General features: G+C 66.3%; 12 protein-coding genes. 8 read left to right on the top strand and 4 right to left on the bottom strand.

Annotation, left to right across the window (positions count from 1 at the left end; genetic code table 11):
• Positions 1-1,434: 1,434 nt before the first annotated feature.
• Positions 1,435-2,628 (bottom strand): non-hydrolyzing UDP-N-acetylglucosamine 2-epimerase, encoded by a 1,194-nt coding sequence (gene wecB, locus GQQ93_RS01610; protein ID WP_246191998.1) that lies wholly within the window; start codon positions 2,626-2,628, stop codon positions 1,435-1,437.
• Between the two features lie 139 nt (positions 2,629-2,767).
• Between wecB and wecC the strand changes: the two genes are divergently transcribed.
• The 3 genes from wecC (at position 2,768) to GQQ93_RS01595 (ending at position 8,471) form a co-directional block, all read left to right on the top strand.
• Positions 2,768-4,018, top strand: coding sequence for a UDP-N-acetyl-D-mannosamine dehydrogenase (gene wecC / locus GQQ93_RS01605; RefSeq protein WP_157422463.1), 1,251 nt, complete (start codon positions 2,768-2,770; stop codon positions 4,016-4,018).
• A 91-nt stretch (positions 4,019-4,109) separates the two neighbouring features.
• Positions 4,110-5,789: a glycosyl transferase gene (locus GQQ93_RS01600; protein WP_170296093.1), complete on the top strand. Its 1,680-nt coding sequence runs from the start codon at positions 4,110-4,112 to the stop codon at positions 5,787-5,789.
• Positions 5,790-5,834: 45 nt separating this feature from the next.
• Positions 5,835-8,471 (top strand): CDP-glycerol glycerophosphotransferase family protein, encoded by a 2,637-nt coding sequence (locus tag GQQ93_RS01595; protein WP_157422461.1) that lies wholly within the window; start codon positions 5,835-5,837, stop codon positions 8,469-8,471.
• Here GQQ93_RS01595 and GQQ93_RS01590 read toward each other — a convergent pair.
• Positions 8,407-10,032, bottom strand: coding sequence for a glycosyltransferase family 2 protein (locus GQQ93_RS01590; protein WP_157422460.1), 1,626 nt, complete (start codon positions 10,030-10,032; stop codon positions 8,407-8,409). The genes GQQ93_RS01595 and GQQ93_RS01590 overlap by 65 nt on opposite strands.
• Before the next feature lie 181 nt (positions 10,033-10,213).
• Between GQQ93_RS01590 and GQQ93_RS01585 the strand changes: the two genes are divergently transcribed.
• From GQQ93_RS01585 to GQQ93_RS01565, 5 genes are read left to right on the top strand one after another with little or no spacing between them, the layout of a single operon-like run.
• Positions 10,214-11,587: an O-antigen ligase family protein gene (locus GQQ93_RS01585; RefSeq protein ID WP_157422459.1), complete on the top strand. Its 1,374-nt coding sequence runs from the start codon at positions 10,214-10,216 to the stop codon at positions 11,585-11,587.
• A complete protein-coding gene (locus tag GQQ93_RS01580; protein ID WP_246191997.1) occupies positions 11,584-12,861 on the top strand; it encodes an O-antigen ligase family protein in 1,278 nt (425 codons plus the stop codon). Before GQQ93_RS01585 ends, GQQ93_RS01580 begins: the two co-directional genes overlap by 4 nt.
• A gap of 56 nt (positions 12,862-12,917) precedes the next feature.
• Positions 12,918-13,787, top strand: a complete 870-nt coding sequence (locus GQQ93_RS01575) for an ABC transporter permease (protein WP_157422458.1) — start codon at positions 12,918-12,920, stop codon at positions 13,785-13,787.
• Entirely contained in the window at positions 13,771-14,520 is a 750-nt protein-coding gene (locus GQQ93_RS01570) for an ABC transporter ATP-binding protein (RefSeq protein ID WP_157422457.1), read from the top strand. Before GQQ93_RS01575 ends, GQQ93_RS01570 begins: the two co-directional genes overlap by 17 nt.
• On the top strand, positions 14,517-15,911 hold the full coding sequence (locus GQQ93_RS01565; protein WP_157422456.1) for a bifunctional cytidylyltransferase/SDR family oxidoreductase: 1,395 nt from the start codon (positions 14,517-14,519) through the stop codon (positions 15,909-15,911). The genes GQQ93_RS01570 and GQQ93_RS01565 overlap by 4 nt, the downstream gene beginning before the upstream one ends.
• 20 nt (positions 15,912-15,931) lie before the next feature.
• Here the strand turns inward: GQQ93_RS01565 and GQQ93_RS01560 are convergent, their stop codons facing one another.
• Both GQQ93_RS01560 and GQQ93_RS17915 read right to left on the bottom strand, forming a co-directional pair.
• A complete protein-coding gene (locus tag GQQ93_RS01560; RefSeq protein ID WP_157422455.1) occupies positions 15,932-16,177 on the bottom strand; it encodes a DUF6752 domain-containing protein in 246 nt (81 codons plus the stop codon).
• Between the two features lie 19 nt (positions 16,178-16,196).
• Positions 16,197-17,621, bottom strand: a complete 1,425-nt coding sequence (locus tag GQQ93_RS17915) for a methyltransferase domain-containing protein (protein WP_212277226.1) — start codon at positions 17,619-17,621, stop codon at positions 16,197-16,199.
• Positions 17,622-17,684 lie beyond the last annotated feature (63 nt).

Here is a 17,684-nt window from a genome sequence, read left to right as displayed (position 1 = left end):
CAACGGCGAGAGCCTGAATCTGAAGATCCTGGAGCCGGCGGCTCGCGCGGTCTACTACCGTCACGTTCGGAGCGGTTCCCACTCGCGGCCTCTCGACCGACCGTTCGAATACGGCGTGCTCGCGAAGCTCACGGTCATCGAAAGACTCGCCGAGATCTCCCGAAACCCCGATGCCTGGGCGTCCGACGTCGCGCGCCGACATGTCTCCGGACAGGTCCGCCATATCGCGAACTACCTGCACGAAAACCCGAGCCTCCATCGAAGCGCGATCGAGGCCGTGACGGCCAGCTCGGTCAGGGATCTCGTCTCCTGGCCCGAGCTCAACCGGGGTCGGGCGCGTGATCTGGTCGTGTCGTACTGCTTCCCCCCGACGGCCGATTCAAGTGCCGTCGTGGCCGCCCGCCGCGTCTACAAGGAAGGGCGTTGCGTGGATGTCGTCTCGCACAGCATGCCCCGTGTCCGTTCGACGGATCCTGCGGTGGCGACGGTGCTCGCACCGTTCGTCGGCGAGCATTGGCGCCTCAACACCCCAGTGACGACGCTGAATTGGTCGGGCGGAGTTCGTCAGTTCGTCATCGAAGGCTGGTCGAAGCTCGAGGATCACACCGAGGACGGTTGGCCGTACGAGCGAATGTACAGCCGAGCGATGTGGCCAGCGTCGCACCTCCTCGCAGCCCTCGTGAAGATCAAACGGCCGGCGACGCGCTGGGTCGCGGAAATGTCCGATCCGCTCGCCTACAACACCGTCGGCGAGCTCCGCGTCGGCGACCTCCAGCGCGACGATCTCGCAATGGAGTTCATCGATGAGCTGCGCGCTCGAGATCTCCCGGTCCTCGACGACGATAACCTCGCCCGGTGGATCGAACACCTCACGTATTCGCTGGCGGACGAGGTCGTCTTCACGAATGCCAACCAACTCGAGTACATGCTGGAGCACGCGCCCGCCGCCGGCATGCACGAACTCGTTCGTTCGAAGGCCGTGGTCGACGGTCACCCGGTGCCTGCGGAGGAGTGGTTCGATGTCGAACCCCCACAGCTCCTCGCCGCCACCGAGAGGAAGCGGATCGGCTACTTCGGGACCTTCTACGCGAATCGGGGCCTCGACGAGGTCCTCGCCTCGTTCGCCGAACTCGATGGCTCCAATCGCGACGCGCTCTCGCTCGAGGTGTTTACGACGAATGGCGCTGAGCTCATCGCGCGCGTGCGCGAGTACGGACTCGACGACGTCGTCAGCGTGCACCCCGCGCTTCCCTACCTGAAGTACCTCGCAACGGCGCGAGTGCTCGACGTGCTCCTCGTGAACGACACTGAGGCAACGAAGCACCACGGACTCAATCCGTATCTGCCGTCGAAGGTCGCCGACTACCTGGGAACCGGGCGCCCCATCTGGGGAATCTGCGAGCCCGGATCGCCGCTCAGCGCGATTCCGGTCGACTACCGGTCGTCGGTCGGGGACGCGGCGTCGATCACGGCTGTGCTCCGTGCCATCGCCTCGGGTTCGAAGTCCGCAATGCGTTCGCCAATCCCGAGTCGCTCCGCGAGCGCCGCGACGGTGCGCGCCGAGGCCAGCCCGTCTCCATAAGGATTGACGGCATTCGCCATGGCTGAATAGGCCGTGCTGTCGTCGAGCAGGGCGCTCGCCTCGTCGAAGATACGATTCTCAGAGGCACCGACAAGCCGCACAGTTCCCGCCTCGACGGCCTCGGGGCGCTCGGTCGTGTCGCGCATGACCAGGACCGGCTTGCCGAGCGACGGCGCCTCCTCCTGGACCCCGCCCGAATCCGTGAGCACAAAGGCGGAAGCTGCGAGCGCCTTGACGAACGGCGCGTACTCGAGCGGCTCGGTGATGTGCACATTCGGCAGCCCCACGAGCCGGGGGTACATCGCTGCTCGAACCGTCGGGTTGAGGTGCGCTGGGTAGAGGAAGTCGACGTCGGGGTACGCACGGGCGAGGCGCGAGACAGCGCGCCCGATCGCGTCCATACCGCCCGCCTGATTCTCCCTCCGGTGCGTAGTCACGACGACGAGGCGTCGCGTGCTCTCCACGAGGGCCTCGAGGGGCCCGTCGAGCATGACGTGGACGTCGACGGCTTGCAGGAGCGCATCGATGACTGTGTTCCCGGTCACCACGATGTCCCTCGCGGGAACACCCTCGGCGATGAGATTCGACCGACTCGTCTGCGTCGGGGCGAGATGAATGTCGGCGAGCTGGGTGGTGACCTTTCGGTTCAGCTCCTCGGGAAACGGCGATCGCCGATCGAAGCTGCGGAGGCCGGCCTCGAGGTGCGCAACCGGCACCTCGGCGAATGCGGCCGCCAACGCAGCGGCGGTACTCGTCGTCGTGTCGCCCTGGACGACCACGTAGTCCGGTCGTTCACTCGCCAAGAGCGGCGCGAGGCCGCTCACAACCCGCACGGTGATCTCGCTCAGCGTCTGCCCCTGACGAAGGATGTCGAGATCGTGGTGCGGAGTGATCCCGAAGAGCCGATTCACTTGATCCAGCATCGCGCGGTGCTGGCCCGTGACGACGACCGAGGTCTCGAATCGGGGATCGGCCTCGAGCGCACGAATGAGCGGTGCCACCTTGATCGCCTCGGGACGTGTTCCATAGACGACCATTACCCGCATCTGACTACCTTCGTTGAGCTGATTCGACCGCGATCGGGACGCACTCGCGTCGGGATCGAGCGGCCCGTCATGCTGTATTCTCACTCGGACGGTTCCCGACCCTTGAGCGTACCGTCTTCACGATCTGGAGTCAGCACACATGCATGTCAGCATCATCGGCCTCGGGTACATCGGCCTACCCACCGCAGTCGCGCTGGCGAACGCGGGCGTGAAGGTGCGCGGTGTTGATCTCAATGAGGCCGTCGTCCGCAACGTGAACGACGGGATTCTCTCGTTCGTGGAACCAGGCCTCGCGGAGCAGCTGGCGAACGTCGTCGACGCCGGCCTGCTCACCGCCGGCACTGCTCCGGAGTCCGCTGATGTGTTCGTCGTGGCGGTGCCCACGCCGTTCAATGGGGACCGGACGGCAGACCTCCGCGCCGTCGAGGCGGCCACTCGGAGCCTCTCGAAGGTGCTCCACGGCGGTGAACTCGTCATCCTCGAGAGCACGAGCCCGCCCGGCACCACCGAACGAATGGTGGACTGGGTGGCTGAAGAGCGCCCGGACCTCATGGGCGAGGTGGATTTCGCCCACTGCCCGGAGCGAGTGCTGCCGGGCCAGATGATGCGCGAGCTCGTGGAGAACGGCCGCATCGTCGGAGGACTCACGCTGGCCGCGTCGCTTCGTGCGAAGGCCCTCTACGAGTCGTTCTGCCGGGGCACGATTCTCACGACCGACGCACGCACCGCCGAACTGGTCAAGCTCGTCGAGAACGCCTACCGCGATGTGAACATCGCATTCGCGAACGAGATCTCGCTGATCTCCGACCAGCTCAGCGTGAACACCTGGGAGGTCATCGAGCTCGCCAATCAACACCCGCGCGTGAACATCCTGAACCCTGGGCCCGGCGTCGGTGGGCACTGCATCGCCGTCGACCCGTGGTTCATCGTCGAGGCGGCGCCCAGCACGGCCAAGCTGATCCGCCTCGCCCGCGAGGTCAACGACGCGAAACCCGACTACGTCGTTCAGCAGGTCGCTGACGCCGCGGGTCCGTCGACCAGCTCGATCGCCGTGCTCGGACTCGCCTTCAAGAAGAACGTCGATGACCTGCGAGGGAGCCCCGCGATCGACATCACCCGGAAAATCGCGGACCGGTTCCCCACTGTGGCCCTGCACGTCATCGAGCCGCATATCGCCGAACTTCCGGCCGAGCTCCGGTTGCCGAACGTCACCCTCGAGAGCACGGCGGCGATCGGCTCCGCCGATATCGTCCTCCTGCTCGTTGATCACGACCAGTTCCAGTCCGCGCACACCTACGTCACCGCCGACGCCACCGTTATCGACACCCGCGGCCAGTGGGGGGCCGTCGATCTCCATGCGCTCTCGATCCTCGACGCGACCGCGAGGTGAATCATCGTGCGTGGCGTCCCGCCGAACACCAGGACCGCTGAGGCCATACCCCGGTTGGGTGCGCCGACCGAGCGAGACCGGAGTCCCGCGCTTGGCTGATCGACTCGTCCGATCCGTTCGCGGATTCGTCTCCATCGGCGGTGTCGAGACTGTCCTGAGCATCGCGGTCCTCGCGTTCGCGCTGTGGCCTGGACAGCGCGCGCTAGTCCTTGTGATCGCCCTGATCAGCGCGGTATCGATTGCGACCGCGCTCGGCGCGTCGCAATCCCGACGACAGCTCGACGACTTCGCGCCGCTCGCCCGTTTCCGGATGCTCCGGGCGATCGCCGCCGCGAGCATTCTCGCGTTCGAGCCGAGGTCGGCCGCCCTGGCCTGTGTGTTGATCCTCCTAGGAATCCTCATCGAAGAACCGACCCGGCTGTCGTTGATCGCCGCCCCACCGCTCTGCGCCAATCTCCCGGGCGTCGAGCTGCGCAACACGGCGCCGTTCCCACCACGGTGGCTGTACTTCTCGAATCTCGCCGCACTCGCCGCTGCTACCGCGATATTGCTCGGATTCGAGTCGGCGGCCTACGCAGCCAGCGCGCTGGGCGCAATCACGATCGTCGGTGCTCTCGTGCTTCTGGGTGACTCCACCGCGCGGCGAAAGCGCTCTGCGATCGTTGAGGCCGGACTGCCCCGCGCGCTCGCTGCGTATGGTCCCGAGTTCGTCGTGTACTGGGACGCAGCGCGCGGCACCGGCTATCAGCTCCGGATGTGGATCGCGCAGCTCGAGGAACTCGGCGCACCGTTCATCATCGTCCTTCGCGAACGCGGCAGCTTCGAGGATGCGCTCGAGATCACCTCGAGACCTGTGCTGCTCCGATTGAGCCACTCCGACCTCGACGCCTTGCTGGTTCCGTCATTGCGGGTCGCCTTCTACGTCAACAACGCGACTCGGAATGCGAACTTCACCCGCTTCGCCCAGCTCAGGCATGTGCAGCTCAATCACGGGGAGAGCGACAAAGCACCGAGCTACAGTCCGTCCATGCGCATGTACGACCACGATTTCGTCGCAGGCCCGGCCGCGGTCGCCCGGTTCACCGACCGGGCGGTCACGACGACGGCCGACTTCTTCCGAATCGTCGGACGACCCCAGCTCGCCCCCATCAGCCAGTCGGCCCCGCATCCCGGACCACGACGCGTGCTGTACGCACCGACCTGGGCAGGTTTCAACGCGGACACTGCGCATAGCTCACTCCTCTTTGGTGAGCGGATCGTCGCGGAACTTCTCCGTCACGACGACATCGAGGTCGATTTCCGCCCGCACCCCCACACCGACCATGTCCGTTGGACCCGGCACGCCGCCGCTCGGATTCGCCGATGCCTGGAACAGGATCGTGCACGCACCGGCCGGAACCACCGGTTCAGCAGGTCTTTCGGAACCAGCGACCTCTACCTGACCTTCAATGAGGTCGATGCGGTGGTCGCCGACGTCTCGAGCGTGATCGCCGACTTCCTCGCCTCCGGCAAGCCGTTCGCGGTCACCGAGACCGGACTTCCCGCGACGCCGTCGGTGAAGGGACCGGCAATCGAATCCGCCGGCTACACGATCCGTGACTCGGACGATTCCATCCGAAACGGGGTCGCCGCACTGCTCGGGACCGACCCTGCCTCGGCGAACCGAGCCGAGGTGCGCCGGTACTTCCTCGGCTTCGACGACCCGGCTGAATCGGTCGCGGCGTTCCGGTCAGCGGCCAGAAGCGTGCTCGACCTGCCGAAGAGGGCCTAGCCGGCCGCGCCCGACCCGACTTATCTCGACGTACCACGGAGTCCCATGCAGCCTCAGTTCACCATCGCTTCCGCCGTCTACAACGTCGACCGCTATCTCAGCGACTTCTTCGCCTCGCTCGTGTCGCAGAGCTTCGGCTTTCGGAATCTCGAAGTGATCCTCGTCGACGACGGGTCGACTGACGGCTCGTTGGATACCTGCCGTGCATTCGCAGCAGATCATGACAATGTGCGTGTCCTGACCCAGGAGAACCAGGGGCAGGGGGCGGCGCGAAACGCCGGGATCGCCGCCGCATCCGGCGAATGGATCACGTTCGTCGACCCCGACGATGTGCTCGACGAGCAATACTTCCAGCGCGTCTCCGCGGTCATGGACAGACCCGATGCCGCGGACGCCGTCCTGTTCGCGGGACACACGATCATGTGGGACGAGGCGACGGACGCCCGGACTGATCGGCACCCGAACGCATTCCGCTTCCGCAACGGCAGCAGCGTCGTCGACCTCGAAGGCAAACCGAACTTCGTCCACGGGCAAGCGCCGCTGACCTTCTTCAGGCTCGACCGGATACGGGAGCACGACGTCGAATTCGACGATCGTCTGCGCACCCGATTCGAGGATGGGAAGTTCGTCTCGGAGTATCTGCTCACCGCATCGAGGCCGGTGGTCGGCCTCGTCGCGGATGCGTACTACTACTACCGTCAGCGGGCCGACGGAAGTTCGTCCGTTCAAGGTGCACGAAGCGATGCCCGGACCTATGAGCAGGTCGCCAAACACGGCTACCTGCCCCTGCTCGGTGCTGCGGGCGACCGCTTCGGCCGAGTTCCCCGCTGGCTGCAGGCACTGATCGCCTACGACCTTCTCTGGTTGTTCAAGGTCGAGGGGCGCGATGGAGCTGCGGGACGTTCGCTGCCTCGAGACGTACTGGACGCGTTCCTCGATGATGTGGCAGCAACGATGGAGTACCTCGAACCCGAGTCGGTCCTGGGTTCCGACATCGTGGGGTTCCCGCTCGACGACCGATGGGCGCTCGCCCATGCCTTTCGCGAGGGTCCCACCGCGTCCGGCGTCATCGCGGATGCCGTCGACGACGACCGGGATCTCGTGCGGCTGAGGTACCGATACACCGGGGCCCGGCCCATCGAACGAATCCTCTCCCGCGGCGTCGAGGTCACCCCGCACCACGCGACCGATCGGACGCTGAGCTACTTCGGCCGTGTCCTGGCGCACGAACGCACCGCATGGGTGCCGGCCCACGGGACGACCCGGATCGACCTCGACGGGACCCAGCGCACCATCTCGACAGAGGAGACGATGTGGTCGCCGTACAAGTTCCGACCGGCCCAGGAGCGTTCGCTCGTCGAAGAGCGCGATGAACTGACACCGCCGAAGTTCCGTGTTGACTTCGGCATCGTCACTCTCGTGCGTCGATCGCTCGGACGAGCGAGACGAGCCATCATCCGATCGATGAAGAAATCGAGCCTCAGCGATACTGCCGTCTCCCTCGAGCTCCGCGCGCCGTGGAACCGCAAGAAGTACTTCGATGCTTGGGCGCTCATCGATCGCGAATGGGACGCGAACGACAGCGCCGAAGAGTTCTATCGTTGGCTTCGCGCGAATCGACCCGAGGTCAATGCGTGGTTCATGCTCAGCAAGGACTCCCCTGACTGGCAACGCCTTCGCGCAGACGGGTTCAGATTGGTGGCGTACGGCAGCCGCCAGTATCGCCTGTTGATGATCATGGCCGCCGAGCTCGTATCGAGCCACGCAGATGCCCCGATCGTCAATCCGTTCGGCAGGCGGTACGGACGCCCGCGCTGGCGCTTCACCTTCCTGCAGCACGGCGTCATCAAGGGCGACCTCTCGACGTGGCTGAACCCCAAACCGATCGATACCATCGTGGCCTCGACTCCTGCCGAGTACCGCTACCTCAGCGGAGAGGGACCGTACCGTTTCTCGACCCGTGAGGTTCGTCTCACCGGGATGCCACGGTTCGATGCCCTCCTCCGCAAGAGCGCCGAAGTCCGCCCGGACACGGTTCGGGACATCCTGATCGCCCCGACGTGGCGGAAGTACCTCGCTGGGTCGCTCGAGGTCCGTTCGCAGCGGCACGGGCATTTCTCGGGATTCATGGACAGCGAATTCGCGCGCGCGTGGCGTTCATTGCTCACCGACCCCACGCTCCTCGAGCTCGCTCGACAGCACGATCGCCGGCTGGTGTTCCTCCCGCATCCGAACCTCAGCCACTACCTTCCCGAATTCGACCTCCCGAACGAAATCGAGGTCCTTCAGTACGGCGGGCTCGACATCCAGGAGGTTGTCGCGCGTTCGTGCGCGATGATCACCGACTACTCGTCGATCGCCTTCAACCTCGCCCTCCTCGGGCGACCGAGCGTGTACTTCCAGTTCGACGATGAGCGCTACTGGGCGGAGCACACCGAGCGGCGCGGGTACTTCGACTACTCCCGCGACGGATTCGGGCCAGTGACGTTCGAGGCTGCATCGACGATCGAGCATCTTCGCGAACTGCTCGAAGGAAACGATGCGAAGTACGTCGAACGGACGCGAGCGGCGTTCCCACATCGCGACGGGCGGAACAGTGAACGGGTCTACGAGGCGATCATCGCTGCGGGTCGCGCGGTTCCGTTCCAGGTGGCCTCCGAACCCTTCGTTCCGGAGGCATGAGCCCAACGACCGTGAGTCGGAGCGGTACGTGCGGGTTTGGGTCGCGCTCAAGTCTGTACTGGCGATCCGCGCCGTGTGCGACCATTCCGTCGGCCGCGAGCCACTCGGCAGGATGCCCGAGACTCACCTGACTCCGCAGGTGATTCACCTCGACCGTGGCCGAGAACTCGTACGTGTCATCGGCCAACGGGCCCAGGCCGACGGTGAAGTCGAATCTTCCGCCTTCGGCGGGCTGTTCGAAAACCGTTGCAGCTGCTCCGGTGCGGCGACCGATCAACTCGATTCGCACGGAGACGCCCACGGTGTCGGGTACGCCGCGGATCCGTGCGAACCCACTGAGTCGAAGCTCGGTCGCTGATGCCTCGTTGTCGAACTCCCCTCGCTCGACGAGGTGCTGGACACGCGCCGCGGGAGGAGCCGTGGTCCGCTCGGTCAGCGGCACATCGACGACGAATCCGTATTCGACCCCCGACGCATCGGCGCCGACGAAGTAATCGGACGGACAGCGGTATGCGCCAGATGCCCGGAACTGGAGCAGCTCTTCCTGCCGCCCTGAGGCGAGAAGCGAGAGTGCCGCGCGACGCTCCGCGGCGACCTCTGCGCGGGCGTCGTCGGGCTCGTGCTCCTCGACCGTGAGCAGCGCTGCTCGGAGGATCGACCAGTACTCGTCATCGTCGATCGCATCGTTGTCGAGATACCAATGGAAGTGGGTGGCGTAGAGCGTCCAGTACCACGCGGCGAGCACGGCCTCTCCGACCCCCTCGCGGCGCAGCGAGTCCAATGAGCGACGCCACGCCGCCACGCGATCTCGAAGATCCCGCAGTTCCTCGGGCCTTTGACTGATCGACGACCGATCCTGGCGGGCACGGTAGTCGTAAGTGATCGTGTCGAGGACGTCGATCGACGAGGCCCGCGCGAACATCAGTGCGATCAATGGTTGGTCTTCGTAGATGACGCCGTCGAGAAACCCGAGGCGCTGGGCCGACCAGAAGTCCCGCCGGAAGAGCTTCCCACACGGGTAGTTGTTTCTCAGCAGCTTCGGTGTCGCATCAAGCGTGGTTCGGAGCGTGGGCCCACCGTGCAGCTCGCCGACCCACTCAGGAACCCACACTCGTGCGCCGTCGAACCGGCGGAAGGCACCGACCGCAATCTCCGATCCGGTCTTCTCCGCGCTGTCGACGAGCGCTCCCAACGCGTCGGGCGGCAACAGGTCGTCCGAGTCGAGAAAGGCGAGATACTTCCCTCGTGCAATTCGGATGCCAAGTTCACGAGCCGGGCCCGGGCCGGCGTTCCGCTGGCTGATCCGTCGAACGCGCGGGTCTCCGAGAGCCTTCCTCAATGCGATCCGCCTCGAGCGATCAGTCGAACCGTCGTCGACCAGAATCAACTCGAAGTCGACGAGTCGCTGATCGAGCACGGAGTCGATCGTGCTCGCAAGGTACGCCTCGACGTTGTACACCGGGACGACGACGCTGACGAGCGGTTCCGTCGGCCGGATACACCGGGCCAGGCGAGATCCGCTGGCGCGAATGATCCGACCGATCCTCCCGACGACCGTCATTCGCGCGGACAATCGATGGGCATCTCCACAGCATATGCGTCACCCCTGCGTTACCGCTGTCGCATCGTGCGGACGAACCAGAGGTGCGATCGGGAGTGCAGAACACCGGAAGGCCCCCGATACAGCAGGGTGTTTCGCGACGGGTACTTGGCGACCGGGGTGCGGCGCTACGCTTTACCCCATGAGTCCCGCACGGCGCAACGCGCTCATCGGCGCGTACGCGACGTTCGCGCTGTTCACGTTGCTCGCGGGCCAGTTCTGGCGCAACCTCCTCGGCTGGTGGGGGTTCGGCATCGTCGCCGGTCTCGTGCTCGTCGGCGCGATCTGGCTCGTCGTCGCGACGAGACCGAGGTGGACCTGGCGCCGGGTGCCGAAGTCGACGCTCGTGTTCCTCGTGTTCGCGACGCTGTCGATCGCGTGGTCGTTGTACCCCGGCGCTTCGGCGCTCGGGGTCGCGCTGACGCTCGTCACGACCTTCGTCGCCGTCTCCCTCGCGCTGAGCCTGTCCTGGTCCGAAATCGTCCGCTCGCTGGGCGCCGCGATCAAGTGGGTGCTCGCGCTCTCGCTGCTCTTCGAATTCTGGGTCGCGGCGTTCCTCCGCGAACCGCTGCTGCCGAACTTCCCCGACTTCGATCCGAACGCCGAAAAGATCCCGATGGCCTTCTACTGGTCGCGGGCGCTGCTCTTCGACGGCGGCCCGATCGAGGGCATCGTGGCCAGCCGCAACCTCCTCGCGATGACCGCGCTCTTCGGCCTCATCGTCTTCGGAACGATGCTCGCGGCGGGCACGATGCGACGGGTGAGCGGCATCTTCTGGCTCGTCGTCGCCGGTGCGGTCTTCGCCCTCACCCGGTCGGCCACCGTCATCCTCGTGGCCGTCGTCGTGCTCGTCGCCCTCGGCTTCGCGCTCTGGGCGCGCCGAATGGGCCCCGAGCGCCGTCGCGGGGTGTACTGGGCGGCCGGCGGCGCGCTCGTGGCATCCGTCACCCTGCTCGCCGTGTTCTGGAACCGGTTGCTCGAGCTCTTCGGCAAAGGTGAAGACCTGACCGGCCGTCTCGACATCTGGGAGTCCGTGATCGGCATGATCGGCGAACGCCCGATCGCGGGCTGGGGATGGGTCGGCTACTGGAACCCCTTCGTCGAGCCGTTCAGCGATCTCGCCGTCCGCAAGGGCGTCGTCTACCTGCAGGCGCACAACGCATGGCTCGACGTGTGGATGCAGCTCGGGCTCATCGGGCTCATCGCCTTCGCCGCCATCGTGATCGGGGCGCTGTGGCGCTCGTGGTTCCTCGCCGTCGACCGACCCATGGATGTCTCGGGCCGACCGATCCCGTACTCCCCCGCCGCGCTCCTCCCCCTGCTCGTGCTCGTGGCGCTCATCGGCCAGAGCCTCGCCGAGAGCCGCATCCTCGTCGAGAGCGGCTGGGTGCTGCTGATCGCGATCGCCTGGGCGACGAAGCGGCGCCAGTGGGAGCACGAGCCCCTGCCCGCCGCACCGCGGGCGAAGCGTTTCGGCGGACTCGACGCGCAGAGCGTGCGCGACGGGGCGCGATGACGTCGGGCGGGGCGCCGGCGCGCGCCGAGATGATCCGCGAGTTCGTGGGTTCGGCACGATTCGCGCAGGCGATCTCGCTCATCGCCATCGGGTTGGCGTTCAGCACGCACGCGATCCGCGCCCTCATCGGCTGGCCCGGGCTGCTCGCGGCGCTCGCCGGGCTGCTCGTGCTCTGCGCGGCGTCGCTCGTCACGCGCTGGCGCGCGATCGAGTGGTACGGCATCCTGCCGTTGACGATCCTCGTCTTCGTCGGGTGGTGCGCCGCCTCGGTGCTCTGGAGCACGACGCCCGGCGCCTCGGCGGCGCGGGTCGTGTACCTCGTCGCCTTCGCGGTCCTCGGCATCTACGTCGCGCTCATGCGCGACACCATCCAGATCGTGCGCGCCTTCGGTGACACCTTCCGGCTGCTCCTCGGCGTCTCGCTCGCGCTCGAACTGCTCGCCGGCATCCTCATCGACTCGCCGATCCCGTTCCTCGGCATCCAGGGCGACCTTGCCGCGCTCGGCCCGATCCAAGGCATCTTCGGCTCGCGCAACATGCTCGGCTTCGTCGCACTCATCGGGTTCATCACCTTCATCGTCGAGTGGCGGATGCACATCATCTCGCGCGGCCGCGCGATCGGCTCGGTCGCCCTCGCACTCGGTTCCATCGTGCTGTCCGGCTCGCCGACGGCCTGGATCGCGCTCGGCGCGGCCCTCGTGGCGCTCGCGGCGCTCTACGGTCTGCGGCGGGTGCCCGGGGTGAGCCGTTGGCGATGGCAGCTCGCACTGCTCGTCACCGGGGCGGCGGCGCTCATCACCGGATGGATCCTGCGGATCCGCATCATCGAACTGCTCGACGCCCGTGGCGAGTTCGACGTGCGCCTCGACCTCTGGCGCGAGCTCTCGCGCTACCTGAGCCTCAACCCGCTGCAGGGCTGGGGCTGGGTGGGCCGGTGGCCCGACGCCCCGCCCTACACCTGGCTCGAGGCCGGCGCCGGCCGGCCGCACGAGTCGGCGCTCAACGCGTACCTCGACGCGTACTTCCAGGTCGGCGTGATCGGGGCTTTCGCCTTCGCGGCCCTCATCGGCGTCGCGCTCGTACGCGCGTGGCTCCTCGCGTCGAACCGGCGCAGCGTCGTCTACCTGTGGCCCGCCCTCGTGCTGGTCGCGGTCGCGGTGACGAGCGCGGCCGAGAGCTTCGCCCTCTACGAGGGCGGGTGGATGCTCGTGGTGATCTGCGCAGTGAAGGCGGCCCGTGACATGAGTTGGCGGGACGCGCTCAAGCGAAGCTGAGCGCGTGCTGCGTATCCGCGCTTCCGGCCGCCGCACGGGCGCATACAATCGTGAGGATGTCCAAGCCCGATTCCGTCGACCTCTCGGCGTTCTCCGTACCCGGATCCGGACGTGGGATCCTCGACGTGTTCAGCTACGGATACCTCCTGCGCCTCCTCGTGCGTAAGGGGATCCTGACGCGCTACCACGGCTCCGTGCTGGGCTGGGCTTGGTCGTACGTCAAGCCGACGGCGCAATTCTTCATCTACTACGTCGTGATGGGAGTCTTCCTCGATCTCTCGCGAGGGATCGAGGCGTTCCCGATCTACCTGTTCTCGGGGATCGTGGTCGTCAACCTCTTCAACGAGGCGTTCGGCAATGCAACGAAGTCGATCGTCAACAACAAGGCGCTGGTGAAGAAGATCTATCTTCCGCGCGAGTTGTTCCCCATCGCCGACGTCTTCATCGCGTTCGTCCACTTCCTTCCGCAGCTCAGCATCCTGATCGTGGTGTGCCTGATCTTCGGCTGGGTGCCGACCTTCGTGCAGCTCGCCGGAGCGTTGCTCGCCATCTTCATCGTCCTCCTGATCGCCACCGGACTCGGGCTGCTCTTCGGCTCCATCAACGTCTCCTACCGCGACTCGCAGAACCTGGTCGAGCTCATCCTCATGTTCGCGACCTGGACCTCCCCGGTGCTGTACTCGTTCACGATGGTGCGGGACAAGCTGCCGACCTGGGCCTTCGACCTGTACATGCTCAACCCGCTCACCTCGGCGGTGGAACTCTTCCACTCGGCGTTCTGGTTCCCCACGACGAGTGAGGCGGCCGAACGACCCGAGCATCTCTGGTTCTTCGCCGGCATCTCGGTCGTCGTCGCACTCGTCGTGCTGCTCATCGGCCAGTTCGTCTTCCGAAAGTTGGAGGGTCGCTTTGCCCAAGACCTCTGAGCTCAATCCGCCGCGAATCATCGTCGAGGGTGTTCGGAAGACCTACACCCTGCGGCACACGCAGTCGTTCAAGGAGACCTTCGTCGCCTGGATCAGGCGCAAGAAGACCTCGACGTCATTCCAGGCGCTCAACGGCATCGACATCACGGTCGGCGACTCCGAGGCGATCGCCCTGCTCGGCTACAACGGTTCTGGAAAATCGACCCTCCTCAAGCTCGTCTCGGGCGTACTCCGCCCCGACGCGGGTCGAATCCTGACTCGCGGACGCGTCGCGGGACTCATCGAAGTCGGGGCCGGTTTCCATCCCGACCTCTCGGGACGTGAGAACGTCTACCTGAACGCGGCCATCCTGGGCATGTCGAAGGACGAGATCGACGCCCGCTTCGACGAGATCGTGGAGTTCAGCGAGATCGGCGAGTTCATCGACACGGAGGTGAAGCACTACTCGTCCGGCATGTTCGTGCGCCTCGCGTTCTCGGTCGCCATTCATACCGAACTCGACATCCTCCTCGTCGACGAAGTGCTCGCGGTCGGCGATGCGCCGTTCCGCGAGAAGTGCAAGACGAAGATCCGTGAGATCGTCGCAGCCGGCAAAACGCTCTTCATCGTGAGTCACGACCTCGGGATGGTGTCCGATCTCTGCAGCAGGGGCATCGTGCTCCGGCGGGGCGAGATGGTGTTCGACGGGGCGATCGGCGATGCGATCACGACGCTGAAGGCCTCCACCCGATGACCCCGTCCTCCCAGACCGTTGCGGTCATCCTCGCCGGCGGCATCGGCGTCCGCGTCGGGCTCGGCATGCCCAAGCAGCTCATTCGAATCGCCGGTAAGGCAATCGTCGAGCACACCCTCGAGGCGCTCGAGGCGAGCCCGCTCATCGACGAGGTGCTCGTCATGATGAACGCCGGCTCGATCCACGAACTCGATCATCTCAAGCTCGACCCACGGTTCACCAAGCTCACCGCCGTGCTGCCGGGCGGTGAGACCCGCAACGCCACCACGCGGCTCGCCCTCGCCGCTCTCCCCGACGATGCCGACCCAAAGGTGCTCTTCCACGACGCGGTGCGCCCGTTCCTCGACGACCGCATCATCGAGGACTGCGTCGCGGCACTCGACGAGTACGACGCCGTCGACACCGCCATCCCCTCGGCCGACACCATCATCGAGGTCGATGAGCGTTCGATCATCACCGGCATCCCGCCGCGCTCTCGGCTGCGCCGCGGCCAGACCCCTCAAGCCTTCCGGCTCTCGGTCATTCGTCGGGCCTACGAGCTCGCCGCGGACGACTCCGAGTTTGCCGCGACCGACGACTGCGGCGTGATCTTCAAGTACCTGCCCGAGGTGCCGATCAAGGTCGTTCCCGGCACGGCCGAGAACATGAAGATCACCGAACCGCTCGACATCCACATCGCCGACAAGATCTTCCAGCTGCAGACGACGTCGCTGACCGCGCACAGTGCCGACGGCGCGGTGCAGCTCGACCTGGCGGGCAAGTCGATCGTCGTCTTCGGTGCGAGCTACGGGATCGGTGCGAGCATCGTCGAGCAGGCGGAACGAGCCGGTGCGCGCGTGCACGCGTTCAGCCGCTCGGAGACGGGCACCGACGTCACCTCCCGCAAGCAGGTCCGCCGGGCGCTCGCCGAGGCCTCCGCAGAAGGCCCGATCGACTACGTCGTCATCACCGCAGGGGTGCTCTCGATCGCGAATCTGACCGACACGTCGAAGAAGCGTCTTCGCAACACACTGGAGACGAACCTGCTCGCCCCGGCGAAGATCGCCCAGGAGGCCTACCCGCACCTCGAGCAGTCACGCGGCCAGCTCCTGCTCTTCACCTCGAGCTCCTACACTCGCGGTCGAGCGGGCTACAGCATGTACTCCGCGACGAAGGCGGGCGTGGTCAACCTCACGCAGGCCCTCGCCGACGAGTGGTCCGAGGCGGGCGTGCGGGTCAACTGCCTGAACCCGCAGCGCACCCGCACCCCGATGCGCACGAAGGCATTCGGCGACGAGCCGACGCATACCCTGCTCGATCCCGATCACGTGGCGGCGGTGGCGCTGCGTGTGCTCGACTCCGACCTGACTGGTCAGATCGTCGATGTGCAGGTGGCCGCGGCGAAACGCTGAGGTGCGTCAGGACACTCGCGCTACTCCGCCTTCGGCGGCGACTTCGTTCCTCGACCGCCGGGACGTCCGGGCTTCGTCGAGGGGTCGGCCAGCCGCTCGAACACGAGATCATAGAGCTCGGCGATGCGTCGCGAGTCGGTGCGCAGTTCGTCCACCTCAGCACGGAGCCGCTCGATCTCGGACTTCAGCCGCGTGATCTCCACGGATTCGGGGATCCCCGCTCCGCGGCGCCTCAACTTGCGCAGTGCCGCCTCGAACCGGTTCACGACGCCTCCTCCCGGACCGTCATCGCGGTCCCTTCATAGTGTGGATCCTCACGGTCGCGACCGACCTCGGCCCCGACGACGACGGGCGTATCGCTCGGGCGACCAGCTCGATCGAAAGCCCCTCCTTCGCCGCCTCGTCACGCAGCCATTTCAGCGGGAGATGCCAGGTATCGGGCCGGTGATGGTCGTAGACCAACGACGGGTTCTGGGCGAACGAGGCGAGCGCGACCGAGCGGTCGTCGAGCAGCGCCCGGAGCAGCAGGAAGGTGTTCGCACGGGTCTCATGCGTCAGGGAGGCCAGCACATCCGAGAGCAGGAAGTGGCGTCGCCCGCCGTGTCGCAGTTCATCGGCGATGAAGCCGAGCACCGCGCGTCGATCGGCGAGGTTCAGCCTGAACGCCGTGACTCCTGCGCGTGCGGACGCGGCGGCGACCGCGGTCCGCGAGAAGTCGACGGCGAGGACCTCCCGCCCCTCCGCAGCGAGCGCCTGGGCGAGCGCGCCGTCTCCACAGCCCAGGTCGATCACCCGATCGCCCTGTTCGGTCTCGGCAAGCATCCTGGTCGCATCGCGATACCAGTGCCGGGTGCGGCCGAGCCGGATGTGCCGCTCCCAGAAGTCTCGGTTGAGGTCGTACACGCCGAACCAGTTCTCGAACCGCCGCCGTGTCGCCGACGGCGTTCGGAAGCGGAAGTTCGGATCGGGGGTGCGCCAGTTCTCGCCGTAGCAGAGCGCGAGCCAGGCATCTCCATCGGCGACCGACGGCACTGCCACCCCCTCGAGGTGCACCTCGGTGAGCGGCAGCAGCAACGCCGTGTCGAACGTTCCGCGCACCGCGATGGGTTGGCTGTACACGCCTCGGTCGTGGAACCCGAGGAAGAGGTCGACGTGCACGTCAGGTGCGGGAAGCCCTTGGTCGACCGGCTCCTCGAACATGATCTGGAGGTGCGCATCGCTGTGGCGGATGACCTCGTGCCCACGCTCGCGGATGCTCCGCTCGAGTGCGTACGAAGCGATCGATACATCGGGCGGGGCGAGCTCGCCGAGGTAGACGAGCAGGTCGATGTCGTCGTCGTGCGCGAGGATGCGCCCCTCGCGGACTGCACCCAGCAGCGTTCCCCCCGTGACCGCAGCGGTGTAGCCGAGCGCGGCGAGGTCGTCGAAGACCGCCCGCATGCCCTCGATGAGCCGGCGATGCAGTTCATCCGACGGAGCGTCGGTCAGCTTGCCCCACTTGTCGACGACCTGCCCCGACTGGGCGAGCTCGTCCAGACCGACGACCGCCGGTCGGGTCGGCCACTCGAAGCGGCCCTCCGCGAGCGCGATCCCGTTGTGCGGGGCTCGCAGCACGATCGCGCCGGCGCCGGAAAGATGCATCTGCAATGCGTTCGGCCACGGCACGAACGCAGTGCGGCCGTTCGCCTCGGGGATGCTCGTCGTCCACATCCGACGGCCCTCGATCTCCACGTCGACCGATCGACCGATCGCCGGAGCATCGAAGCGGACATA

The organism is Agromyces lapidis, assembly GCF_009749405.1.
GTDB lineage: Bacteria > Actinomycetota > Actinomycetes > Actinomycetales > Microbacteriaceae > Agromyces > Agromyces lapidis.
This window is presented reverse-complemented; position numbering and strand designations above follow the sequence as displayed.